Source organism: Pseudomonas sp. LBUM1649 (assembly GCF_059716155.1).
Window position 1 is genome coordinate 1,194,102 of the sequence record NZ_CP166807.1, and the last position, 24,222, is coordinate 1,218,323.

At 60.3% G+C, this 24,222-nt stretch carries 22 protein-coding genes; 13 read left to right on the forward strand and 9 right to left on the reverse strand.

Annotation, left to right across the window (positions count from 1 at the left end):
- Positions 1-8 precede the first annotated feature (8 nt).
- The 6 genes from adk (at position 9) to ACA058_RS05390 (ending at position 4,378) form a co-directional block, all read left to right on the forward strand.
- Entirely contained in the window at positions 9-656 is a 648-nt protein-coding gene (gene adk / locus ACA058_RS05365; RefSeq protein WP_497638173.1) for an adenylate kinase, read from the forward strand.
- 87 nt (positions 657-743) lie between these two features.
- Positions 744-1,418 carry a tRNA (adenosine(37)-N6)-threonylcarbamoyltransferase complex dimerization subunit type 1 TsaB gene (gene tsaB / locus ACA058_RS05370; protein ID WP_497638174.1) on the forward strand — a complete coding sequence of 225 codons (675 nt, stop codon included), beginning with the start codon at positions 744-746 and terminating at the stop codon, positions 1,416-1,418.
- 245 nt (positions 1,419-1,663) lie between these two features.
- Positions 1,664-1,969: a hypothetical protein gene (locus ACA058_RS05375; protein ID WP_497638175.1), complete on the forward strand. Its 306-nt coding sequence runs from the start codon at positions 1,664-1,666 to the stop codon at positions 1,967-1,969.
- Entirely contained in the window at positions 1,966-2,826 is an 861-nt protein-coding gene (locus tag ACA058_RS05380) for a DUF72 domain-containing protein (protein WP_497639864.1), read from the forward strand. Before ACA058_RS05375 ends, ACA058_RS05380 begins: the two co-directional genes overlap by 4 nt.
- 32 nt (positions 2,827-2,858) lie before the next feature.
- On the forward strand, positions 2,859-3,680 hold the full coding sequence (locus ACA058_RS05385; RefSeq protein WP_497638176.1) for an isocitrate lyase/PEP mutase family protein: 822 nt from the start codon (positions 2,859-2,861) through the stop codon (positions 3,678-3,680).
- Between the two features lie 2 nt (positions 3,681-3,682).
- On the forward strand, positions 3,683-4,378 hold the full coding sequence (locus ACA058_RS05390; protein WP_497638177.1) for an extensin-like domain-containing protein: 696 nt from the start codon (positions 3,683-3,685) through the stop codon (positions 4,376-4,378).
- Positions 4,379-4,381: 3 nt separating this feature from the next.
- Here the strand turns inward: ACA058_RS05390 and ACA058_RS05395 are convergent, their stop codons facing one another.
- Positions 4,382-5,002, reverse strand: coding sequence for an energy transducer TonB (locus ACA058_RS05395; RefSeq protein ID WP_497638178.1), 621 nt, complete (start codon positions 5,000-5,002; stop codon positions 4,382-4,384).
- A gap of 93 nt (positions 5,003-5,095) precedes the next feature.
- Between ACA058_RS05395 and ACA058_RS05400 the strand changes: the two genes are divergently transcribed.
- On the forward strand, positions 5,096-5,878 hold the full coding sequence (locus ACA058_RS05400; RefSeq protein ID WP_223194282.1) for a class I SAM-dependent methyltransferase: 783 nt from the start codon (positions 5,096-5,098) through the stop codon (positions 5,876-5,878).
- Between the two features lie 131 nt (positions 5,879-6,009).
- Here ACA058_RS05400 and ACA058_RS05405 read toward each other — a convergent pair whose 3' ends face one another.
- Positions 6,010-6,654, reverse strand: a complete 645-nt coding sequence (locus ACA058_RS05405) for a TetR/AcrR family transcriptional regulator (RefSeq protein ID WP_497638179.1) — start codon at positions 6,652-6,654, stop codon at positions 6,010-6,012.
- 93 nt (positions 6,655-6,747) lie between these two features.
- On the opposite strand from ACA058_RS05405, the gene ACA058_RS05410 reads away from it, so the two are divergent.
- From ACA058_RS05410 to ACA058_RS05425, 4 genes are all read left to right on the forward strand, one after another.
- Positions 6,748-7,848, forward strand: coding sequence for an efflux RND transporter periplasmic adaptor subunit (locus ACA058_RS05410; RefSeq protein ID WP_497638180.1), 1,101 nt, complete (start codon positions 6,748-6,750; stop codon positions 7,846-7,848).
- Between the two features lie 6 nt (positions 7,849-7,854).
- The gene (locus ACA058_RS05415; RefSeq protein ID WP_497638181.1) at positions 7,855-10,920 is read left to right on the forward strand and encodes an efflux RND transporter permease subunit; all 3,066 of its coding nucleotides are present in this window, start codon (positions 7,855-7,857) and stop codon (positions 10,918-10,920) included.
- 843 nt (positions 10,921-11,763) lie between these two features.
- Positions 11,764-12,045 carry a DUF6124 family protein gene (locus ACA058_RS05420; RefSeq protein ID WP_497638182.1) on the forward strand — a complete coding sequence of 94 codons (282 nt, stop codon included), beginning with the start codon at positions 11,764-11,766 and terminating at the stop codon, positions 12,043-12,045.
- Between the two features lie 199 nt (positions 12,046-12,244).
- Complete coding sequence (locus ACA058_RS05425) at positions 12,245-13,588, forward strand: Fic family protein (protein WP_497638183.1); 1,344 nt, start codon at positions 12,245-12,247, stop codon at positions 13,586-13,588.
- Between the two features lie 45 nt (positions 13,589-13,633).
- Here the strand turns inward: ACA058_RS05425 and ACA058_RS05430 are convergent, their stop codons facing one another.
- Genes ACA058_RS05430 through plsB form a run of 3 tightly spaced genes read right to left on the reverse strand, consistent with a single transcriptional unit; the run spans position 13,634 to position 17,296 of the window.
- Entirely contained in the window at positions 13,634-14,323 is a 690-nt protein-coding gene (locus ACA058_RS05430; protein WP_497638184.1) for a DUF4197 domain-containing protein, read from the reverse strand.
- A 27-nt stretch (positions 14,324-14,350) separates the two neighbouring features.
- Positions 14,351-14,749, reverse strand: coding sequence for a YbaY family lipoprotein (locus ACA058_RS05435; protein WP_497638185.1), 399 nt, complete (start codon positions 14,747-14,749; stop codon positions 14,351-14,353).
- A gap of 51 nt (positions 14,750-14,800) precedes the next feature.
- On the reverse strand, positions 14,801-17,296 hold the full coding sequence (gene plsB, locus ACA058_RS05440; RefSeq protein WP_497638186.1) for a glycerol-3-phosphate 1-O-acyltransferase PlsB: 2,496 nt from the start codon (positions 17,294-17,296) through the stop codon (positions 14,801-14,803).
- 165 nt (positions 17,297-17,461) lie between these two features.
- Here plsB and ACA058_RS05445 point away from each other — a divergent pair, with 165 nt between their 5' ends.
- A complete protein-coding gene (locus ACA058_RS05445) occupies positions 17,462-17,671 on the forward strand; it encodes a cold-shock protein (protein ID WP_008035470.1) in 210 nt (69 codons plus the stop codon).
- A gap of 116 nt (positions 17,672-17,787) precedes the next feature.
- Here the strand turns inward: ACA058_RS05445 and ACA058_RS05450 are convergent, their stop codons facing one another.
- From ACA058_RS05450 to ACA058_RS05465, 4 genes are all read right to left on the reverse strand, one after another.
- On the reverse strand, positions 17,788-18,165 hold the full coding sequence (locus ACA058_RS05450; RefSeq protein WP_497638187.1) for a hypothetical protein: 378 nt from the start codon (positions 18,163-18,165) through the stop codon (positions 17,788-17,790).
- A gap of 84 nt (positions 18,166-18,249) precedes the next feature.
- Positions 18,250-19,059 (reverse strand): putative RNA methyltransferase, encoded by an 810-nt coding sequence (locus tag ACA058_RS05455; RefSeq protein ID WP_497638188.1) that lies wholly within the window; start codon positions 19,057-19,059, stop codon positions 18,250-18,252.
- Positions 19,059-20,210: a succinyl-diaminopimelate desuccinylase gene (dapE, locus tag ACA058_RS05460; RefSeq protein WP_497638189.1), complete on the reverse strand. Its 1,152-nt coding sequence runs from the start codon at positions 20,208-20,210 to the stop codon at positions 19,059-19,061. The genes ACA058_RS05455 and dapE overlap by 1 nt, the downstream gene beginning before the upstream one ends.
- Positions 20,211-20,422: 212 nt before the next feature.
- Positions 20,423-23,014: a glycosyltransferase gene (locus tag ACA058_RS05465; protein ID WP_497638190.1), complete on the reverse strand. Its 2,592-nt coding sequence runs from the start codon at positions 23,012-23,014 to the stop codon at positions 20,423-20,425.
- A 378-nt stretch (positions 23,015-23,392) separates the two neighbouring features.
- Here ACA058_RS05465 and tcdA point away from each other — a divergent pair, with 378 nt between their 5' ends.
- The gene (tcdA, locus tag ACA058_RS05470; protein ID WP_497638191.1) at positions 23,393-24,202 is read left to right on the forward strand and encodes a tRNA cyclic N6-threonylcarbamoyladenosine(37) synthase TcdA; all 810 of its coding nucleotides are present in this window, start codon (positions 23,393-23,395) and stop codon (positions 24,200-24,202) included.
- The last annotated feature ends 20 nt before the right edge of the window (positions 24,203-24,222 follow it).

Consider the following 24,222-nt stretch of genomic DNA (forward strand, 5'->3'; position numbering starts at 1 on the left):
GCACATCGATGCGCGTCATTCTGCTGGGAGCTCCCGGGGCCGGTAAAGGTACTCAGGCTCAGTTCATCACCGAAAAATTCGGCATTCCGCAAATTTCCACCGGCGACATGCTGCGTGCTGCGGTCAAGGCCGGCACCGAGCTGGGCATCAAGGCCAAGAGCATCATGGATGCGGGCGGCCTGGTGTCCGATGACTTGATCATCGCCTTGGTCAAGGACCGTATCGCCCAGTCCGACTGCGCCAACGGTTTCCTGTTCGACGGTTTCCCGCGCACCATTCCCCAGGCTGAAGCCCTGGTGACTGCCGGTGTCGAGCTGGATGCGGTGGTTGAAATCGCCGTTGAAGACGAAGAAATCGTCCAGCGTATCGCCGGTCGCCGTGTTCACGAGGCCAGCGGTCGTGTTTACCACGTCGTCTATAACCCGCCGAAAATCGCCGGCAAGGACGACGCCACCGGCGAAGAGCTGGTGCAGCGCAAGGACGACACCGAAGAAACCGTGCGTCATCGCCTGTCGGTCTACCATTCGCAGACCAAACCGCTGGTGGACTTCTACCAGAACCTGTCTGTTGCCAATGGCAAGCCGAAGTACAGCCATATCGAAGGCGTCGGTTCGGTTGAAGCGATCACCGCCAAGGTGCTTGCGGCCCTGAGCTGAAAACAGCTTGATCTTCTACGGCCCGCTTGCGGGCCGTAGTTGTTTATACTGACGGACTTTTTTCTGATCTCTCTTGTGGAAACATCGATGAGCACCTTGCTGGCCCTGGACACCGCGACTGAAGCTTGCTCTGTTGCCTTGCTGCATGACGGCAAAGTGACGAGCCATTACGAGGTGATTCCGCGCCTGCATGCACAGAAGCTGCTGCCGATGATCCAACAGCTGCTCGCCGATGCCGGCACCACCCTGCAAGCGGTCGACGCCATCGCCTTCGGTCGCGGGCCGGGTGCGTTCACCGGCGTGCGGATTGCCATCGGTGTGGTGCAAGGCTTGGCGTTTGCACTCGATCGCCCGGTATTGCCAGTGTCGAACCTGGCAGTGCTGGCCCAACGCGCCTATCGCGAACACGGTGCCAGCCAGGTCGCGGCGGCCATCGATGCGCGGATGGACGAGGTGTATTGGGGCTGCTACCGCGAAACGGCAGGGGAGATGCGCCTGGTCGGCGCTGAAGCGGTATTGCCACCGGAAGTCGCTGCATTGCCGGGCGATGCCAGTGGTGAGTGGTTCGGTGCGGGCACCGGTTGGGGGTATGCCGAGCGTATCGCCGTCGAGCTGAGTGGGCAGGACGCGGGCATGTTGCCCCATGCTGGAGATTTGCTGACCTTGGCGCGGTTTGCCTGGGAACGTGGCGAAGCAATCGTCGCCGATGAGGCGCAGCCGGTGTACTTGCGGGACAAAGTGGCGACGCCCAAGGCGCGGTAAGTATCTTTCCTGTGGCGAGGGGATTCATCCCCGTTGGGCTGCGAAGCGGCCCCAAAAAAATGGGTCTGCTACGCAGCCCAGCGGGGATGAATCCCCTCGCCACAAAGGCAAACTCCAGCCAATCGTCTGTTTCTAACCGCCGGTTTTAAACCTTTTGCCCTTTATGTGTTCTAGTTATCACTCGGCGGTTTGCGAAGTGGGTTATGTGCCACTAGACTGCCATTACTGATACCGAGCATGCACCTATGCGTATAGACGGCGTTTCCTCTCAGTCATACCCCATCAAACGCAAGCCTCGCAAAGGCAAGCGGGTAGAAGACGAGTTCGTCGATATCGAAGGCGAGCTGGAATTTGCGACCGAGGAGCAACTGGCTGCCCGTGCCGCCAAAGCCGCTGCGCAAAAGCTGAGCAATCTCCCCGCCCGTCAGCAGGACATGCTTTATCACCGCGCGATGAGCAAAAGTGTGGCAATGGCGCTGGCCAGTTACCTGAGCACCGCCAGTTTCGTCGATTGGGATGCGCAAGTGCTGGGCCTCGACCTGTACATCTGATGTTGCCTTACTACCTCGGTTGCCCATCCTGGAGCGAAAACGCCTGGCGTGATTATTTGTATCCGCCAGATGCCAGGCCCACCGATTTTCTCGATCTGTATTCCCGGGTATTCAACGCCGTGGAAGGCAATACGACCTTCTATGCGAGCCCGGCTGTCAGCACGGTGCAGCGCTGGGCTGAAACCATGCCCGAGCATTTTCGCTTCACCGCCAAATTCCCCCGTGACATCAGTCACGGCAGTGACTTGCGCGAACAACTGACCGCCGCCGAGACTTTCACCCAATTGCTCAGCCCCCTCGGTGAGCGGGTTTCGCCACTGTGGTTGCAGTTGTCGAAAAGCTTCACGCCACAACGCTTGCCCGAACTGGCCGGATTTATCGATGCCCTGCAACGACCGCTGGCCGTAGAAGTGCGGCATGACGACTTCTTCACCAAGGGTGACAGCGAGCGCCAGCTCAATCGCCTGTTGCTCGATCGCGGCGTCGAACGTATATGCCTCGATCCGCGAGCGCTGTTCAGCTGCACCGCGACCGATCCTTCGGTCGTCCACGCCCAATCGAAGAAACCACGGGTTCCGCCCCGTCCGGCAGCGTTCACGCAGTTCCCGCAGGTGCGTTTCATCGGTCATCCGCAGCTTGAGGCCAACGAACCGTTTCTGTTGCCGTGGGTGGAGAAAATCGCCCTGTGGATCGAAGAGGGTCGTACGCCCTACATCTTCCTGCACACCGCCGACAATGTGCTCGCGGCGAAACTGGCGCAACGTTTTCACGCGCGCCTGATGCTGCGTTTGCCTGGCTTGCCGGCGCTGCCTGAGCTATACAGAGAGCCCGCGGCCGAGCAACTTGGCTTGCTCTGAAGCGGACTCGTTTCCCTCTCAGGAGCCTGCCAATGGATGCGCAAACCCTTCGAGCCCAAGCGTTCAGAGCCTTGCACGAACGTGACGGGGCCTTTGTGATTCCCAATCCGTGGGATGCCGGTTCGGCAAAGATGCTCGCCAGCCTGGGTTTCGAGGCACTGGCGACCACCAGTGCCGGGTATGCTTTTTCCACGGCGCGTCCCGATGGTGGGCTGAGCCTGGACGATACGCTGGTGAACGTTGAGGCGATTGTCGCGGCCAGCGATTTGCCGGTGGCGGTCGATCTGGAAAACGGCTTTGCCGATAATCCGGCCGATTGTGCGAAGAGTATTTCGCGCGCGGCGCAAGTCGGTGCCGTCGGTGGCTCGATCGAAGATGCCACCGGGCGTGAAGAAAGCCCGATCTATTGCTTCGAGCATGCCGTGGCACGCATCGAGGCCGCCGTCGCCACCGCTCGCAGCTTGCCATTCCCTTTCACGCTCACGGCCCGTGCCGAGAATTTTTTGCATGGCAATCCGGATCTTGATGACACGATTCGCCGCTTGCAGGCATTCGCCGAAGCCGGTGCAGACGTGTTGTACGCGCCGGGGCTGCGCAGCGCTGAAGAGGTACTGGCGGTGGTTCGCGCCGTGGCGCCCAAGCCGGTCAACGTGTTGATGTCCGGCGGCCTGAAACTGACGGTCGAGCAATTGAGCGAAATGGGCGTCAAGCGTATCAGCGTGGGTTCAGCGTTGGCCTTGGCGGCCTATGGCGAGTTTTTCCGCGCCGCCGAAGAGATCCGCAAATCGGGCACGTTCGGCTTCACGTCGCGGTCCATGCCCTACGCGCAGGCCAATCAATTGTTCAAAGGCTGACGATGCGGTTTCGCGGGTGGCTGTTGCTGATGCTGTCGATCATTGCAGCGGCAGGAGCGGGTGTCTGGCGCGGTTGGATCTCCTTGCCGCCACAGTGGAATCCCTGGGCGCCGCTGGACGTGAAAGCTCAACCTAACCTTCTGACCCGCTACAAACTGATGCGACTGCGCGCTGATCCGCAGCTGTGCGACCAGGCTTTAAGCAGCTCCGGATTGCGCGTGACCCGTCAGGCCGACAGCCCGGACGCCAAATGCCCGCTGACCAATACCCTGCGTGTCCAGGGCAGTGACGTGGCCCTGAGCAGCAGCTTCCTCGCCAGCTGCCGTCTGGCGGTGTCATTTGCCCTGTTCGAGCATCATGCCCTGCAACCCGCGGCGCAGGCGGTCTACGGGCAAGCCGTCACGCGGGTCGATCACCTCGGCAGCTTTGCCTGTCGCAATGTCTACAGTCGTGAGAATGGCAGGCGTAGCCAGCATGCGTCGGCCAATGCATTGGATATCGCCGGTTTTAGACTGGCTGACGGTCGGACCATCAGCGTGCTCAAGGATTGGCCGAAGGATAACCAGGACGCAAAATTTTTAAGGCAGGTTCGCGATGGCGCCTGCGGCCTGTTCAGCGTGGTGTTGAGCCCGGACTACAACGCTGCCCATCGCAATCACTTTCATGTGGATGTCGGGCCGTGGTGGGTCTGTCGTTGAGGCCTATGCGGCGAGGCGCAGGTTCTGCAGGATGATCGGGCGCGCCCAGCGGTTATCGAAATCGAGCTGTTTCTGTTGCGCCACCAATTCTTCAGGCGAGAACGGCGGGAACGGCTTGTCCAGCAGATCGAGTTCGAACTCGGCGATCGGCAAATGCAGCGGACGCGGTTGCGGTGCCGGACCGGCTTCTGGCAACGGCTGACCGGCGGTGAGCACGATCGGACGCACCCAACCGCTCTCGAAGTCCTGCTGTTGCTGCTGGGCAATGATTTCTTCGGCGGGGAACGGCGGGAATGGCTTGTCGGCCAGGTCCATTTCGAACTCGGCAATCGGCAGGAACAACGGCTCGGGCGGGCGAACTTCATTGTCCTTCACGTCGCATTCGCGCTGGGAAACGATGTGCGCCAGCAGGTCACTGCCAACGGTAGGTTCAACCGGGCTTTGCAGATCGACCGGTGGAAAATTCAGCGATTGCGGCAGCACTTCACCCGACTGTTCGGCGAGTGCACGGGCAAAGAAATCCTGCCAGATGTGACTGACGCCGCTCAGTGCCTGAGTGTTTCGCAGGTTGTAATCGCCGTAGGGCGAGATAAAACCTGTGATTGTGGGTTGAATGTCTGACATTTCTCTCGGTCGACGCTCAGCTCTGGCAAAATGCTCAATAGTTTTGTTATCGGCCGTTTTTGCCGATCATTAATTTTTTGAGCGTGTTTTCCCATGATTGATCAACCTGCGGCCTGCCGCATCCATGTCGAGGCGCTGAGTGCGGCCTTCGAGCCCCAGGCCGAGCAATGGGCCGAGCGTCTGGGCCTGCCGCTGCAAGTGGCTGATGGTGAGTTCGCGTTGCAGGTGGGTGACCAGGGTTTGCAGCTGCAACAGCTGGGGCCGGATGCGCCCGGCCCGGTGCGGGTGGATTTCGTCGAGGGTGGCGCGGCGCATCGCCGGTTGTACGGTGGCGGCAGCGGGCAGATGATCGCCAAGGCGGTCGGCGTCGCCCAAGGCGTGCGCCCGCGTGTGCTGGATGCCACCGCCGGGCTGGGCAAGGATGCGTTCGTGCTGGCCAGCCTGGGCTGCGAGATGAGCCTGATCGAGCGTCAGCCATTGATCGGTGCCTTGCTCGAAGATGGCTTGGCCCGGGGCGCAGAAGACTTCGACGTAGCGCCAATCGTGGCGCGCATGCGCTTGCTCAAGGGCAACTCGATCGAGGTGATGCGCAATTGGCAGGGCGAACCGCCGCAGGTGATCTACCTCGACCCGATGTTCCCCCATCGTGAGAAAACCGCCTTGGTGAAGAAGGAAATGCGCCTGTTCCGGCCGCTGGTGGGTGATGATCCGGATGCGCCGGCATTGCTTGAAGCCGCCCTGGCCCTGGCCAGCCACCGTGTAGTGGTCAAGCGACCGCGCAAGGCACCGTGCATCGAAGGGCCCAAGCCCAGTCATGCGCTGGATGGTAAATCCAGTCGGTATGACATTTATCCTAAAAAAGCGCTCAAGCCGTAAGACCGAGTCGCTTCAATCGCGAGCAAGCTTTGCTCCTACAGGTCTATGTCGTTCACCTATGTTGTGATCGCCCCAAAGTTGTAGGAGCAAGGCTTGCCCGCGATGGCGCCAGCCTTGGCGCCACAAATCTATCAGACCGAATCCGGCCTGTATGCCCGCATAAACAACCCCACCACTTCCTGCACATGGCGCTCCGCCGCGTCCCCGGTCAACGGCTCACCGCAGCCATACAACAACCGAAAATTCCCCGCCCCCTTGAGCAGGCAGAAGAAGTGCTCGGCCGCATTGTGCGGTTTGTCGATGCTCAACGCGCCGCTCTGATCGATCTTGCTCAGCAACCGTTCCATGCCATGCAGCATGCGTTGCGGGCCAGCCTCGAAGAAAATCTGTGAGAGCTTCGGGTCCTGGCTGCCCAGGGTCATCATCAGCCGGTGCAGGTTCACCGACTCGTCGCTGTTGATCAACTGATGAAAGCCGCGGGCAATGTTCAGCAGCACTGTTTCCACTGCCACGCCTTCCGGCAATTCAAAGAACAGCGACGGCAATTGCTCCTCGCACTTGGCTACAACGGCAGCGCAGAACAGCGTCTCCTTGTCGTTGAAGTGGCTGTAGACCGTCAGCTTCGACACCCCGGCCTGCGCTGCGACAGCATCCATGCTGGTGTTGGCGTAACCCTTGGTCAGAAACAGCGTTTTCGCTGCATCGAGGATCGCCTGGCGCTTGGCCAGATCCTTGGGGCGGCCCGGGCCATTGGGTGCTGAAAGATTGTTCGACATATTCGCTTTTATTACTGGACTGGTGAGTTTGCTATTAATAACATACTCGTCAGTATAATTATTCCAAGCACCATTGGCGAAAGGTCCTTCACCATGTTCCGCTATGCCTTGCCCTTCGCGTTGCCAGTCACCCTGGCGTTTTTCTTGACCGCGTGCGGTCACGAAGAGGCGCCTCAAGTCAGCATTCGACCGGCCATGGTGGTCCAGCCAGAGCCTTCGACCCAGGCGATGGAAAGTTATCCCGGTGAAGTTCGCGCCCGCTTCGAACCGGACCTGGCATTCCGCATTGGCGGAAAAGTCAGCCGACGACTGGTCGACGAAGGGCAGCGGGTCAAGGCCGATCAACCGCTGGCGGAACTCGATCCCCAGGACGTGCGCCTGCAACTGGAAGCCACCCGCGCCCAGGTCGCGGCCGCCGAGGCCAATCTGAGCATGGTGCGCGCCGAGCGTGATCGTTATAAAACGCTGATGGAGCGGCAGATGGTCAGCCGCTCCCAGTACGACAATCACGAAAACCTGTACCGCTCCGGTGAAGCGCGTCTTAAACAGATCAAGGCCGAATTCAACGTCTCGACCAATCAGGCCAGTTACGCGGTACTGCGGGCGCCGCAGGATGGCGTAGTCGCCAAGCGAGCGGTGGAAGTCGGGCAAGTTGTCGCGGCCGGGCAAACGGTGTTTACCCTGGCCACCGATGGCGAGCGTGAAGTGTTGATCAGCCTGCCGGAGGCGAGCTTCGGCCGCTTCAAGGTCGGCCAGCCGGTTTCGGTAGAACTATGGACGCAACCGGATCAGCGCTTCGCCGGACACATCCGCGAACTGTCGCCGGCCGCTGATCCAAAGTCCCGCACCTTCGCCGCGCGTATCGCCTTCAATGCGGGCAAGGTGCCGGCCGAACTCGGCCAGAGCGCCCGTGTCTTCGTGCAGAACGCCCAAGCCGTTCCGTTGTCGGTGCCACTGTCGGCGCTGACCGCGGAAAACGGCGTGACCTACGTCTGGGTGGTCAGCGCCAACAACACCTTGAAGAAGACCCCGGTACGGGTCGGTGCCTTCGGTGAGAAAACCGTTCCGGTACTCGAAGGCCTCAATGCCAGCGACTGGGTGGTAGCCGCCGGTGTCCATGTGCTTCTCGACGGGCAGTCTGTGCGCCCGGTGGATCGCTCCAACCGCGTGGTCAATCTGGCGGACAAGGAGTAATTCCCGATGGGTTTCAATCTTTCCGCCTGGGCGCTGCGCAATCGCCAGATCGTCCTGTTCCTGATGCTCTTGCTGGCGATTGTCGGCGCACTGTCCTACACCAAACTGGGTCAAAGCGAAGACCCGCCGTTCACCTTCAAGGCCATGGTGATCCGCACCAACTGGCCGGGGGCGACCGCGCAGGAAGTCTCGCGCCAGGTCACCGAACGCATTGAAAAGAAGCTGATGGAAACCGGTGAGTACGAGCGCATCGTGTCGTTCTCCCGCCCGGGTGAATCACAGGTGACGTTCATCGCCCGAGACTCCATGCACTCGGTGGAAATACCGGAACTCTGGTATCAGGTGCGCAAGAAGGTCAGCGACATTCGTCATACCCTGCCGCCGGGCATCCAAGGGCCGTTCTTCAACGATGAGTTCGGCACCACCTTCGGCAATATCTACGCCCTGACCGGCGAGGGTTTCGACTACGCCGTGCTCAAGGACTACGCCGACCGCATCCAGATCCAGCTGCAGCGGGTCAAGGATGTGGGCAAGGTCGACCTGCTCGGTTTGCAGGACGAGAAGATCTGGATCGAGCTGTCCAACGTCAAGCTCGCCACCCTCGGGCTGCCGTTGGCGGCGGTGCAACAAGCCCTTGAAGAACAGAATGCGGTGTCCACGGCCGGGTTCTTCGAAACTACGAGTGAGCGATTGCAGCTACGGGTCTCGGGGAATTTTCAGACGGTCGAAGAGATCAAGAACTTCCCGATTCGCGTCGGCGATCGGACGTTCCGCATCTCCGACGTCGCGAACGTGCGTCGAGGGTTCAACGATCCACCGGCACCGCGCATGCGCTTCATGGCTGAAGACGCCATCGGCCTGGCCGTGGCCATGAAGGACGGTGGAGACATCCTGGTGCTGGGCAAGGCCCTGGAAATCGAGTTTGCCCGCATCCAGAAGAACCTCCCTGCCGGCATGCAGTTGCGCAAGGTCTCTGACCAACCGGCCGCAGTGAAAACCGGGGTCGGCGAGTTCGTCCAGGTGTTGGTCGAAGCGCTGGCCATCGTGTTGCTGGTGAGTTTTTTCTCCCTCGGTGTGCGCACCGGCATGGTGGTGGCCCTGGCCATTCCGCTGGTGCTGGCGATGACGTTCGCCTGTATGTATTACCTGGGGATAGGCCTGCACAAGATCTCCCTCGGTGCACTGGTGCTGGCGCTGGGCTTGCTGGTGGACGACGCCATCATCGCCGTGGAAATGATGGCGATCAAAATGGAGCAGGGCTTCGACCGTATCAAAGCGGCGAGCTATGCCTGGACCAGCACCGCCTTCCCGATGCTCACCGGCACGCTGATCACCGCCGCCGGTTTCCTGCCGATCGCCACCGCGCAATCGGGCACCGGTGAATACACCCGTTCGATCTTCGAAGTGGTGACCATCGCGCTGCTGGCGTCCTGGGTGGCAGCGGTGCTCTTCGTGCCTTATCTGGGGGAAAAACTCCTGCCGGACCTGGCGAAAATCCACGCGGCCAAACATGGTACGGGTCAACCCGACCCCTATGGCACGCCGTTTTATCAGCGCGTCAGACGTCTGGTGGAGTGGTGTGTGCGATGGCGTAAAACCGTGATCACGGCGACTGTGGTGCTGTTCATTGCTTCCATCGTACTGTTCCGTTTTGTGCCACAGCAATTTTTCCCGGCGTCGGGCCGACTGGAGTTGATGGTCGACCTGAAGCTGGCCGAAGGCGCGTCCCTGAGCAATACAGCCGAGGAGGTCAAACGCTTCGAAGCGTTGCTCAAGGACAAAACCGGGATCGACAACTACGTGGCCTACGTCGGTACCGGTTCGCCACGGTTTTACCTGCCCCTGGATCAGCAATTGCCGGCGGCGAGTTTCGCCCAGTTCGTCGTCCTGGCGAAAACCATCGAAGATCGCGAACCGCTGCGCACTTGGCTGATCACGACCCTCAACGAACAATTCCCGGCCTTGCGCTCGCGGGTCACCCGTCTGGAAAACGGCCCGCCGGTTGGCTATCCGGTGCAGTTCCGGGTGACCGGTGAGCACATCGAGGAAGTCCGCGCACTGGCACGCAAAGTCGCGGCCAAGGTTCGCGAAAACCCCCATGTGGTCAACGTCCACCTGGACTGGGAAGAGCCCAGCAAAGTCGTATACCTGAATATCGATCAGGACCGGGCGCGGGCACTGGGTGTGAGCACGGCGAACCTGTCGCAGTTTTTGCAGAGCTCGCTGACCGGTGCCAGCGTCAGCCAGTACCGCGAAGACAACGAGTTGATCGAGATCCTGTTGCGCGGCACCTTGCATGAACGCACCGAGTTGTCGCTGCTGCCAAGCCTGGCGGTGCCGACCGACAACGGTCGCAGCGTCGCCCTGTCGCAGATCGCGACCCTGGAATACGGCTTTGAAGAAGGCGTGATCTGGCACCGTAATCGCCTGCCCAATGTGACTGTTCGGGCCGATATCTATGGTAAGGAGCAACCGGCCACGCTGGTGGCGCAGATCATGCCGACCCTCAATCCGATTCGCGCCGAGTTACCAGACGGTTACCTGCTGGATGTCGGCGGCACCGTCGAAGACTCGGCGCGTGGGCAGAACTCGGTGAAGGCTGGCGTACCGTTATTCATCGTCGTCGTGGTTACCTTGCTGATGCTGCAACTGCGCAGCTTCTCGCGCACGGTGATGGTGTTTCTGACGGCGCCCCTGGGGTTGATCGGGGTGACGCTGTTCTTGATGGTGTTCCGTCAGCCGTTTGGGTTTGTGGCGATGCTCGGGACTATCGCGTTGTCGGGGATGATCATGCGTAACTCGGTGATTCTGGTGGATCAGATCGAGCAGGATATTGCGGCCGGATTGAAGCCTTGGCAGGCGATCATTGAGGCGACCGTGCGGCGGTTCCGGCCGATTGTGTTGACGGCACTGGCGGCTGTCCTGGCGATGATTCCGTTGTCGCGCAGTGTGTTTTTCGGGCCGATGGCGGTGGCGATCATGGGGGGGTTGATTGTGGCTACGGCGTTGACGCTTTTGTTCCTGCCGGCGTTGTATGCGGCTTGGTTCCGGGTCAAGAAAGAACCGGTTTGAGTTGTTGAACTTGGCGGCCTTCGGGCCGACCAAGCTCTGGCTTTTCGAGTACATATCCATTTCTGCGGTAACGGCGACTTATGGTTTCGCCCTGACGGTCGACTCCCTTTGGCAAACGCCCCAAAGGAAGCAAAGGTCTCGCCCCGGCGTCCGGCCCCTCGCTAAGGCTCGGGGTTCCTTCGCTCCGGCATCCATCCGGGGACACTGCCCTCCGGTTGGCTTCGCTGCACCTACATGCAGCGTGTTCGACTTCGTCGAACGGCGCTGCGCGCCACTCCCCGGATGAACACCTCCACTCAGCCTCCCGAAGGGGCGGGTGGATCAAGATCAAAAGCTGAAGGCGAGCTAACGCTCGGCCTGATGAGTGGTGAGAAGCGGAGCGGGTGTTAGTGACCTGCTCTTGCTTTTGTAGGAGCAAGGCTTGCCCGCGATGGCGGTCTGACAGTCGACCAATTCCTTCCAGATAAACACGGTCCAATTGTGGGAGTGGGCTTGCTCGCGAAGACGGCCTCACAGCCAACGATGTTTATCGCTTAACCAAACATTCAGAACCTTCCTACAATACTTTCAGGTTGTCCTTCGGAACCTCGATCTCTAGCCTTTGTCCGTCGCTGCCAATTCAGCGATCGGGACTGCAAGCCCGCCGATAGTTTGTTAGGCGCCTACAGGCGCACCTATAATCGTGGCGCTTTTTAGCGACCACCGATTTATGGTGGCTGTGTGCGGGAGACCTTCGGGTCTGCCGAGGTTGCCTAACGACTCGGTCTTGCAGACCCGCATACAGCTGCCACCCATCATCTGCAAGTGATGCTGGCCGCTCCGACTTTCGTTAGGAGCTTCACAATGATCAAAGACAGCCCAAATCCCCCGGACGCAAATCCAGACCAGCAGCCGAAAACCACTTACCGTCCCTGTCCAATTTTCACAATCCACCCCGGCGTCAATTCCGAAACCCTTTTGGTCCATGCCCATGAAAGTTTGGCTTCGGCCAACGTCATGGCCACCGAGTTGTCCTCCAGCCTGACCGGCCCGACGTGCAATCTGATCCTCGGCATTCAGCAGATGATTGTACTGGCACAACTATCGGTGAACCGCGTACTCGATCAGCTTGACCCGCAGCAATAGCGCAATGAAAAAGCCCGCTGACCGTAGAAGACCAGCGGGCTTTTTTAATCGGTGAAGATCGTTCTGTCAGTCAAACCGGGTCGCGGCCATCGCGAGCAAGCTTGCTCCTACAACAATCTCAGAACCGTCCGATATTGAGACTCGAAGGTCCGGATGTTGTACTCAAAACTCGGTTTCACGAGTTTACGAGACAGCGCCAATGAAAAAGCCACCCATGCTGAGGGGGAGGTCAGACCCGGTTTTCGATTTGCTGACAAAATCGCCACACAAGGAACGCCTCGCGGAATACCTCACCTTACTTAAGCCCCTGGACGATCAGGGGCGCTATTTGCCATTCAATGAATTGCGTTATCGCTGGGCACCCGGGCTGGATTCGAATCTTTGCTGGGCTTTGGTCAAGAAAGCCCGAACAGCGCAGTACTCCAGCCTGTTGCCATTGGGTGAGCCGGTGCAATGGGGCAGTTTCGTATTGACGCCAGTGGCGCAAAAAGCGATTTCCTCCGTGGACCGTCAGACGACGACGGCCGCGCTGGAATACATGACCAGCCAAATCGGCGAGAGTGCGCATTTCAGCTACCTGCTCAACGACCTGATCGAGGACGAAGCCATCAGCAGCAGTCAGCTTGAGGGTGCAGCGACCACCACTCGGGTGGCCAAGGACATGCTCAAGCGCCATCGCCTGCCGCGTACGCCGGATGAGCGAATGGTGATCGGCAATTACAAGATGATGAACTTTGCCTGGGAGAAACGTTACGAGCCCTTGAGTGTCGAGCTGATCACGGCACTGCATCGCGTTGGTGTATCAGGTATCGATGATGCGCAATATTCGCCGGGGAATCTGCGGGTCAATGATGACGTGGTGGTTCAGGACGGCCAGGGAAATACGGTTCATGTACCGCCTCCCGCCGCGGGGCTCACTGCTCGATTGCGGGTGCTGTCGAAGTGGATCAATCAATCCCATGACGATCCCCACCAGGTGGATTACCTGCATCCGTTGATCAAGGGGATCGCGCTGCATTTCGCGCTGAGTTATGAGCATCCTTTTCGCGATGGCAACGGCCGCGTTGCGCGGGCGTTGTTCTACTGGTTCATGTTCAAGAATGATTTCTCGGCGTTTCGTTACATCGCGATCAGCGTCTTGCTGCGCAATGCGCCGGTGAAATACGGACGCTCCTATCTCAATACCGAAGCGGATGACCTGGACCTGACGTATTTCATCGATTTCCAGTGTTTGGTGGTGCTGCGTGCTGTCAGCAGCTTTACCCAGGCGTATAGGAAAAGTCTTATTAATGCCGAGTGCTTTGATCGTTGGTTGTCGGAGTCTGGGTTTTTCGAGCGGCTGAGTGGGAAGCAGCGGGCGGTCTATCAGGTGGCCAAGAGTGGGATGGCGAAGGAGTTTACGGCGGTCAATGTGAAGGAGAATCTGGGGTGTTCGTACAACACGGCGTCGGCCACGTTGAATGGATTGGTGGATTTGGAGTTGTTCGAGAAGCGCAAGCTGGGGCGTGAGTGGGTGTTTTTTCTGCGTGTTAAAGCGAACTGATTTGATCGTTCCCACGCAGGGCGGGGGAACGATCAACGGTGTGGCTTAGAGTGTACCGAAGACTTTTTTGGCCAGGCTGGTAGCCGCAGCCGCCGGGTTCTGGCGGATGGTTTCTTCCTGTTTGCCGATCATCTCGAACAAGCCGTTCAACGCCTGTTCGGTCACATAGTTTTCGACGTTGGCATTCTTCGTGTCGATCACACCCATGGTCGCGGCCTGGCCGGCGAAGGAGTTGTACTGCTGGGCCAGGCCAACCTGGTCGGTGGCTTGCTTGACGATGGGCAGGAACTTGGCGCGGATCTGTTCGCGGCTGGTTTTGTTCAGGTACTGGGTGGCCGAGTCGTTGCCGCCGCTGAGAATGCCCTTGGCATCGTCAACCGTCATCTTCTTCACAGCGTCCACGAGGATCGGCTGGGCCTGGACCACGGCGGTTTCCGCCGCTTTGTTCATGCTGGCTTCCAGTTGATCGACCTGATCACCCATGCCGAACTGTTTCATCTTGCTGGCCACTTTACCCAGTTTGCCCGGCAGTTCGATCTTCACGTCCGGGTTGTTGCTGAAGCCGCCCGGGGTGCCGAGTTGTTTCACGGCCAGTTGCGCGCCTTGGGTCAGGGCGTCCTTGAGTCCGCCGGTGGCGTCTTTTTGCGACAGGTCGCTGAGGGACAGCGCCAGGGCGCTGGCAGAGATCATCAAGCCTGCACACAGGCCGGCAAAACGGAGGGTAGGGCGGAACATGGCAACTTCCTTCTTTGAAAAAGACACTTAGCGGGCCGGGTCGACACGAACCTTCACGGGCTGTGGATCGGAGCCGTCCAGGCGTACGGCGTGATTTTCGGTGGTGATGAACATCAGCTTGCCGTCGACTTCAATGCGGGCGTTCACCGAATAACGGTGATTCGGCTCAATCTGCTCCGGATCGTAGCTCAGGTGGAATGGCAGAGGTACCTGGCCTTTGACCGGGCCACGTTGTTCGTCAATGACCTTCGCCGGGGCATCGGCGAGTGTGATGTCCTGCAGGCTGACGCTAAGGATCGCCGTCGGTGGCAATGCGATGCGTTGCAGGTAGAAGACTTCGCCATCGAGGCTGGCTTTAGGGGCCGGTGTCGGGTGTTGGCAGGCCGTTAGCAACGCAGCCGCTGCGATCAGGGACAATTTTTTCATCGGAAGATCTCCATATCGAGGGCGCCAGTATCGACTGGCGCCGTGATTAATCTAGACGGTTGGTGTGGGTTGATCCGCCGCATCTTCACTGCGATGCAACGCCACCTGACGGATCGACAAACGAATTTCCGCCGGCAATACCCGCTTGGCCGCGCCTTCTGCCAGTTCGCCGAGCAGTTCGTGATAGCCCAGCTTGCCCGCCTCGTCGCGCTTGAGCACTTCAAGGTCGAGCATGGTCTGGATGAAGTGGCGGAACAGGCTCTTGTCAAAGAATTCCGGGGCGTTCAGGCCATGCAGGATCGACAGGCGCTGGGCCATGACGGTGCACAGGTCTTCCAGTTCTTCGGCGCTGATGCTGTTCTGGCCGCTGTTGAGCAGCAGGGACACGGTCATGTAGAAGCGCTGCAAGGTCTGGGCGATGCTTTTCGATAGCAGTGTCAACAGCACGAAATGCCGCGAGCTTGGCGCTGGACGCAGGTAGACGTCGTTCTCGAAGCGCAGCAGGCCTTGCTCGACGAACGCTTCCAGCCATTGGTCGATCACCGCATCCAGCTCGTCCAGCGACCAGCGAATGAACAATTCCGCTTGCAGGTAGGGGTACAGCGCACGGGTGTAGCGCAGGATCTGTTCGCGGTTCATGCGCGATGCGCTCTGGAAGAAACTCGCCAGCAGCGCCGGCAGCGCAAAGATGTGCAGCACGTTGTTGCGGTAGTAGGTCATCAGGACGGCGTTTTGCTCGTCCAGATAGAGAATCTTGCCCAAGGCATCGCTTTGCTCCGAGAGCAGGTCCATGTCCTTCACATGCTCGATCAACGCCCGACCGTCACCGTCCGGCAGCGTGGTGTGCGGCGAGTACGGGACTTTGCGCAACAACGCCAGGTACAGGTCGAGGACCCGCGCCATGGCGCGATCGTCCAAGGCCAGACGACTGGTGGACAGCAGCGACAGCGCAACCAGGTTGACCGGGTTGATCGCTGCCGCTTCGTTCAGGTGCTGCGCGACTTTTTCACCGAGGCGGTTGGTGGTTTCGTTGAGCCAGGCCGGTTTGAACTGCGGGCCCAGTTCCTGCTCGCGCCAATCCGGCTGCTCGCTGTCGAGGAATTGCGCCAGCTTGATCGGCTCGCCGAAGTTCACCGCGACTTGACCGAAGCGCTGCTTGAGCGCACCGATGACTTTGAAGATGTCGAAGATCGATTCTTTCTTCTTGCTCGCGCCACGCAACTCGCCAAGGTAGGTCCGGCCTTCCAGCACGCGCTCGTAACCGATGTACACCGGCACGAAGACGATGGGCATGCGCGACGAACGCAGGAAGCTGCGCAGGGTGATTGCCAGCATGCCGGTCTTCGGTTGCAGCATGCGCCCTGTGCGCGAACGGCCGCCCTCGACGAAGTACTCCACCGGGAAGCCTTTGGTGAACAGGGTGTGCAGGTATTCGTTGAACACCGAGGTGTACAGCGGGTTGCCCTTGAAGGTCCGGCGCATGAAAAACGCACCGCCGCGACGCAGCAGGCCGCCGATCCCGGGCATGTTGAGGTTGATCCCGGCGGCGATGTGCGGCGGGGTCAGGCCATTGCGGAACAGCAGATAGGACAGCAGCAGGTAGTCGATATGGCTGCGGTGGCAGGGTACGTAGATCACTTCGTAACCCGGGGCGACCTTCTGCACGCCTTCGATGTTGTTGACCTTGATACCGTCGTAGATCTTGTTCCAGAACCAGCTCAGCACCACTTCCATAAAGCGGATCGCGGTGTAGGTGTAGTCCGAGGCGATCTCGTTGCCGTAGCGCAGGGCCTGGGCCTTGGCTTTCTCCGGGGAGATGTTTTCACGCTCGGCTTCGTCGAGGATCGCTTGCTTGACCAGCGGCTGGTTGACCAGGCCCTTGACCAGGTTGCGCCGGTGGGAAATGTCCGGGCCGATCACCGCCGCCTTCAGGTTGCGGAAATGCACCCGCAGAATCCGCTGGGCCATGCGCACGGTGCGTTCGTGACCCTTGTTGTGGTCGATCAGTTCGCGCAGGTGGATCGGCGCTGAGAACTGGACGCGGGTTTTGCGCCCCAGCACGATGATGCTGAGCAAACGACGCAGACGCCCAGTGACCGCCCAACTGTCGGCAAACAACAGTTTCCACGGGCTGTTTTCGCTGTCTGGCGACTGGCCCCAGAACACGCTGACCGGAATGATCTGCGCGTCTTCGGCGGCGTTCTGGCTCAAGGCACTGACCAGGCGGGTCAAGGTTGGCGGCGCGCCGCGCTTGTCCTGGCGACCGAGCCAGTCCGGGTCCGGGGTCAGGTAGAAGAACGCGGCCGGTTCCAGCAGGTTGCCCACCGAGACCGGCAGCACCGGACGCGGCAGGCCGGCCTTGCTGCATTCGGTGTCGACCACGGCAAGCTCGGTCAGCGAAGGATTTTGCAGGACGTAGAACACCGGGCGACTGCGGTCGAGGTTGAGGGTGAACGACGACTGGTTGATCGTCTCCGAGCGAACCCAGAGGTACAGCAGTCGGCGCAGGGTGCCAAACACAAGACGGCGGAACGGGGAACGGGTCATACGGCATCTGCTTGAATGGATAAAACCGAGCAATTGCTCGGGCGCGCGTTAGTGTGCCGGATTCGTCGAAAATCGGCAAAAAAGCGGTTAAGTAAAGTTGAGTTGAGAGTTTTGACGGCTGTCATATACTCGGCCGCTCAAAATAAAAAGAAGAGGGACTGATACATGGCTACGCGCGAAACCGGCAATGTGAAATGGTTCAACGATGCCAAGGGCTACGGCTTTATTCAACGCGAGGACGGGGTGGACGTGTTCGTGCATTACCGCGCGATTCGCGGTGAAGGCCACCGTTCGCTGACTGAAGGCCAGCAGGTTGAATATGGGGTGGTGACCGGCGAGAAAGGGTTGCAGGCTGAAGACGTTGTAGGCCTCTAAAGATCGTTCCCACGCTCTGCGTGGGAATGCAGCCCGGGACGCTCTGCGTCCCTTTCACAGCCGAACGCGGAGCGTCCGTTGAGGCATTCCCACGCAGAGCGTGGGAACGATCAATGTCAGGCGGTTTTCCAGGTGATCTCTTCTTCACCATCGGCGCTGATGCGAATCCAGCGATCCGCCGTCTCTTCACCTTCTTCCTCGACCCAGCTACCCGGTGCACAGCGCACTTCGACGTTCAGCGCGGCAAACGCAGCGCGGGCGCAGGCGATATCGTCATCCCACGGCGTCTGGTCGCTTTCCAGGTACAGGCTGTTCCACTTTCCTACGGCCTTGGGCAACCAGGTCACCGGCACGTTGCCGGCCTTGCACTTGTAGGTCTGGCCTTTCTGCAGCCAGTCGGTGCAAGGGCCCAATGCCGTGCCGAGCCAGGCCGAGATGGCCTTGTGGTCGACGTCGGTGTCTTTCAGGTAAATCTCGATATCGGGTTGGCGCATGGATGTCCTCACTGCGTGTCTGAAAAATCCATTCGCGGATTTAGCCGGCCTTGAGCCGTTGCCCAAGACCAAAAATGTTTGAAGTTATTGAAGTACGAAATAATCGTAGCGCATCGACACGGTGACCTCGAAAGGTTCGGCCTGCTCGATGACCTCTGCCCGGCGTTCGGCACTGGCGCGCCAGCCGTGGGGTGTCATGGCCAGCAGGTTCGCCCGGTCCTGACCACTGGCAAGCGTCAGTTTGAATGCCAGGGTTTCGCTGTGCGCCAGCGCCATTCCTTCGGGCACCAGGTCCAGGTGCTTGTCGTCGATGTACTCGCGTACTTCGTCGTACAGCCGCTCACGCAATTCCATCAAGTGGCCGCTGGTCGGTCCGACTTTCATCAGGCCGCCGCCGGGGCTGAGCAGGCGTTTGGCTTCTTCCCAATCCAGCGGGCTGAAGACACTGGCCAGGAACTGACAACTGCCCGACGCCAGCGGCACGCGGGCCATACTGGCGATCAACCAGGTAAGTTTGGGGTTGCGTTTGCAGGCACGCTTGACCGCTTCCCGGGAGATGTCCAGGGCGTAGCCGTCGGCGTCCGGCAAGGCATCGGCGATTTGCGCGGTGTAGTAGCCCTCGCCACAACCGATGTCCACCCAGCGCTGTGGCGCGTAGCCAGCAGCCAATTGCGCCAGGCGCCTGGCCACCGGCGCGTAATGGCCGGCGTTGAGGAAGTCGCGGCGGGCTTCGACCATCGCCTGGTTATCCCCAGGGTCGCGGCTGTTCTTGTGCTGCACCGGCAACAGGTTCAGGTAACCCTGGCGCGCGCGGTCGAAACGATGCCCGGCGGGGCAGGCCACGCCGTTGTCCACCGCGCTCAGCGGTTCGCTGCAGATCGGACACGCCAGCATCAGGCGAGCAACTTGATCAGAGTCTGGTAGTAGATCTCGGTCAGCACATCGAGGTCAGCGGCCAGTACGCGCTCGTTGACCTGGTGGATGGTCGCGTTGACCGGCCCCAGCTCGACCACTTGCGTGCCCATGGTCGCAATGAAGCGCCCGTCGGAAGTGCCGCCGCTGGTGGACGCCTTGGTTTCCCGGCCGGTGATGTCCTTGATGCTCGACGACACCGCGTCCAGCAGCGCGCCCGGTTCGGTGAGGAACGGCAGGCCGGACAGTGCCCAGTCGATGTGCCAGTCCAGGCCATGCTTGTCGAGGATGTCGGCGACGCGCTTTTGCAGGCCTTCGACGGTCGACTCGGTGGAGAAACGGAAGTTGAACACGGCGACCAGGTCGCCCGGGATGACGTTGGTCGCGCCGGTGCCGGAGTTGACGTTGGAAATCTGGAAACTGGTCGGCGGGAAGAAATCGTTGCCGTGGTCCCAATGCTCGGCGGCAAGTTCCGCCAGGGCTGGAGCCGCGAGGTGGATCGGGTTTTTCGCCAGGTGCGGATACGCCACATGGCCCTGTACACCACGCACGGTCAGCTTGGCGCCGAGGGAGCCGCGACGACCGTTCTTCACCACGTCACCGACCAGGGTGGTGCTCGACGGTTCGCCGACGATGCACCAGTCCAGACGCTCCTTGCGCGCGACCAGGCGTTCAATCACAGCCTTGGTACCGTGATGCGCCGGGCCTTCTTCGTCGCTGGTGATCAGGAAGGCGACCTTGCCCTTGTGATCCGGGTAGTCGGCGACGAAGCGTTCGGCGGCTACGGTCATCGACGCCAGACTGCCTTTCATGTCCGCCGCGCCGCGGCCGCAGAGCATGCCGTGCTCGTCGATCACTGCGTTGAACGGGTCGATCTGCCAGGCAGTCACGGGACCTGTCGGCACCACGTCGGTATGGCCAGCGAAGCACAGCACCGGGCCATCGTGTTTGCCGTGGGTGGCCCAGAAGTTATCCACATCCTCGATGCGCATCGGTTCCAGGGCAAAACCGGCATCGCCCAGGCGCTGCATCATCTGCTTCTGGCAATCGGCGTCGACCGGCGTCACGGACGGACGGCGGATCAGGTCGATGGCGAGTTGAAGGGTCGGCGAAAGGTCGGCGTGGGCCGTCATGGAAAAACTCCGGAAGCTGTCTATGTGTAGGAGCGAGCATGCTCGCGATGGACGTTAACGGTAACGCGTGAAATCTGGATGACCGCGTTGCCCTTACGTTTTTCGCGAGCATGCTCGCTCCTACAGGTATTGGGCCGTAGTGCGCGCAAAATGGCGGTTATCTTAAAGCAAAACGGCGGCCATTGGCCGCCGTTTAGTGCATCTGCGCAGATTTAGACTGCTGGTGCCGTTTCGGCCTCAGGTGGCGGTTTCGGCAGCGAAGACAGGAACGCCATTATCAGCGCCGCCAGGTACGGCAGCGACTGCACCAGCAACATGGTCACCCAGAAACGCATGTCGTTGCTCGGCATGCCGTTCACCAGGTAGATCCCCAGGGCCGCGCCCCACAACAGCAGCATGATGAACAGCTCTTCGCGGGCCTCGGAAATCGCCACCCAGAAGCCGTGGTTATCGGCATTCTTCGGCGTACGGAAGAACGGAATGCTGCTGGTGAAGAAACCGTACAACACCGCCTTGGCGATGGTGTGCGACAACGCCAGCCCGGCCAGCGCCGCGCAGAATGCATCCTTGAGGTTCACGCCCACCGCACGACGGTAGAGGAAGATGATCTTGCCGACCTTGAACACGAACAGCGCCAGGGGCGGGATGGCGAAAATCAGCAGCGGCGGGTCGACCCGTTGCGGCACGATGATCATCGCCGCCGACCACAACAGCGCGCCAACGGTGAAGAAGATGTTCATGCCATCGGCCACCCACGGCAACCAGCCCGCGAGGAAGTGGTAGCGCTGACCGCGGGTCAGCTCGGTGTCCTTGCCGCGCAGCAGGCTGCGGGTGTGACGCTTGATGATCTGGATCGCGCCGTAGGCCCAGCGGAAACGTTGTTTCTTGAAGTCGATAAAGGTATCGGGCATCAAGCCTTTGCCGTAGCTGTCGTGGTAATACGCCGCCGACAGGCCTTTTTCGAACACGCGCAGGCCCAGCTCGGCGTCCTCGCAGATGCACCAGTCGGCCCAGCCCAGTTCTTCGAGCACCGAGCGGCGGGTCATGGTCATGGTGCCGTGCTGGATGATCGCGTCACGATCGTTACGGGTGACCATGCCGATGTGGAAGAAACCTTTGTACTCGGCGTAGCAGAGCTTCTTGAAGGTGCTTTCGTTCTGGTCGCGGTAATCCTGCGGCGACTGCACCACGGCGATCTTCGGATCGGCAAAGTGCGGCACCATGTGTTTGAGCCAGTTCGGGTGCACGCAGTAATCGGAATCGATCACCGCGATCACTTCGGCATCCTTGGCGGTGTGCGGAATCAAGTAGTTCAGCGCGCCGCCCTTGAAACCGGCCAAGGGTGCGACGTGGAAGAACTTGAAGCGCGGACCGAGGGTTTCGCAGTAATCGCGCACCGGTTCCCAGACCGCCGGGTCCTTGGTGTTGTTGTCGATGATCAGGACTTCGAAGTCCGGATAGTCGAGGTTGGCCAGGGCGTTGAGGGTCTGTTTGACCATCTCCGGCGGCTCGTTGTAGCAAGGCACATGGATCGACACTTTCGGGCGGTAGCTGGAGTCGCCCTGCACCGGCAGGAACTGGCGCCGGCGCTTGTGCACCCACACAGCTTCGGCCAGTTCATGGGCCTCGGTCAGCAACACGATAAACACCCCGAGTGCACCGAGGGCGAGCAGGAACCCCACGGTCAGGCTGAACCAGGTGCTGTATTGCAGGCTGTAGTCATAACCGATCCACACCAGCACCGAACCGCAGAGGAACGCGATAAAGGTCAGGAAGGTGCGGCCGCGTTGGCGCAGGGCCGAGCCGTCGATCATCAGCAAGGTCAGAGACAGCAATGCCAGCACCACCGAGCCGACGGCCAGCACCCGCCATTGCGGAATGGCGACCACCGGGCCTTCGAAGTTGAATTTCTGTTGGCGCGCGGCGTTGAACACGCCCCAATAGGCACCCACCGAGCCTTCGTCACTGGCCTTCCACGGCTGGTCGAACGCTTCGATCACGAAGTAGTTGAAGCCCTGGCGGTTGAGCTTGTTGACCAGGGTCCGCAGATAGATCGCCTGGTCTGCTGGCGACGCATCGGCACCCCCGCGCATGCGGCCGTTGCTCGGCCAGCCCACTTCGGAGAGCAGCAGCGGTTTTTTCGGGAACATCTTTTTCAGGTCGCGGGCGCGGTCGAGGACGAACTGTCCCGCCTTGTCCATCGGGATGAATTCCCAGTAAGGCAGCACGTGGGCGGCGATCAGGTCGACGTGCTTGGCCAGTTCCGGGTGCTCTTCCCAGACGTGCCACTGTTCGGACGTGGTCACCGGCACCTTCACGGCAGCACGGACGCGGTCCAGCATGACGCTGAGTTCCTGGGCGGTGATTTCCTTGCGGAAGATCGCTTCGTTACCGACCACCACGCGAACCACGCTGCGCGAGGCGTTGGCGATTTCGATGGCACGGGTGATTTCTCGCTCGTTGCGCTCCAGGTCCGGGCTGATCCAGATCCCCAACGTCACCCGCAGGCCAAACTCTTCCGCCAGCTTGGGAATGTTCTCCAGCGTACCGTCGACCGAGTAAGTGCGGATGTTGTCCGTCAACTTGCTCATGATCTCCAGATCACGACGCATCTGATCGTCGGTCGGGTACTGCTCTTTCTGTGGGAATTGACCCTGCTGGAAAGGTGAGTACGAGAAGCCGGAGATCTGTTCGGGCCAGTTGGGGGCGGTCACCGGGCGATTGATCAGCGCCCAGAAGCCGGTAAACAAGGCAGCGATGGCGAGCACCACCACCAGGTTGAGTCCAAATTTACGCGATGACATAGTTATTTCGGGTTCCAAAGACTGTGGAACGAAGGAACGGTCGGACCGCCAAGGGGCGCGAATCCTACACTGGGCATTCTCTGAGCGTACAGCGGACAGGGAATTGCCGGACATTGGGCAATTTGATTTCACATAAGTTCTTACACTTGTAGCGTGAAACTTAAAACTTACTGTTGCGAAGCCCGGGGTCCTGCCTCGCAAACACGTTCCTCTTTTGACGAGTGGCTGTTGTCGACAGGCAAGGCGCAGCGACGAGTCATAGCGCGCTATGGCGAGGAGCGGCAACGCAGCGTGACGGCAACAGACGCCGTCAAAAAGGAACAGTGTTTGTGAGGCAGGACCCCTATATAATGCGCGCCGGTTTTTGGGGTAAAGGTCATGAGTACAGAAGATCCGCGGTTTGCAGGCATCGCCCGTTTGTATGGCATCGAGGGCCTTGAGCGCCTGCGCGCGGCCCATGTGGCGATCGTCGGCGTCGGTGGCGTCGGCTCCTGGGCGGCGGAAGCCATGGCCCGTTGCGGCGTTGGCGAGATTTCGTTGTTCGATCTGGACGATGTCTGCGTCAGCAACGCCAACCGCCAGTTGCATGCGCTGGACAGCACCGTCGGCAAACCCAAGGTCGAGGTAATGGCCGAGCGCCTGCGCGGGATCAACCCGGACTGCACGGTGCATGCGGTGGCGGATTTCGTCACCCGCGAGACCATGGCCGAGTACATCACGCCGAACATCGACTGCGTGATCGACTGCATCGACAGCGTCAACGCCAAGGCGGCGCTGATTGCCTGGTGTAAACGGCGCAAGATCCAGATCATCACCACCGGCGGCGCGGGCGGGCAGATCGACCCGACGCTGATCCAGGTCTGCGACCTCAACCGCACGTTCAATGACCCGCTGGCTTCGAAAGTGCGCTCCACCTTGCGCCGCGACTATGGCTTCTCGCGCACCGTGACCCGGCATTACAGCGTGCCGTGCGTGTTCTCCACCGAGCAACTGCGCTACCCGAAACCGGATGGCAGCATTTGTTTGCAAAAGAGTTTTGTCGGCGATGGTGTGAAGCTTGACTGCGCGGGCGGGTTTGGCGCGGTGATGATGGTGACGGCAACCTTCGGCATGGTCGCGGCGACCAAGGCGGTGGACAAGATCGTGGCGGGAGTGCGGCGGCCTGCGGAGCGCATTAAACCGTCCTGACCCCGATCGTTCCCACGCTC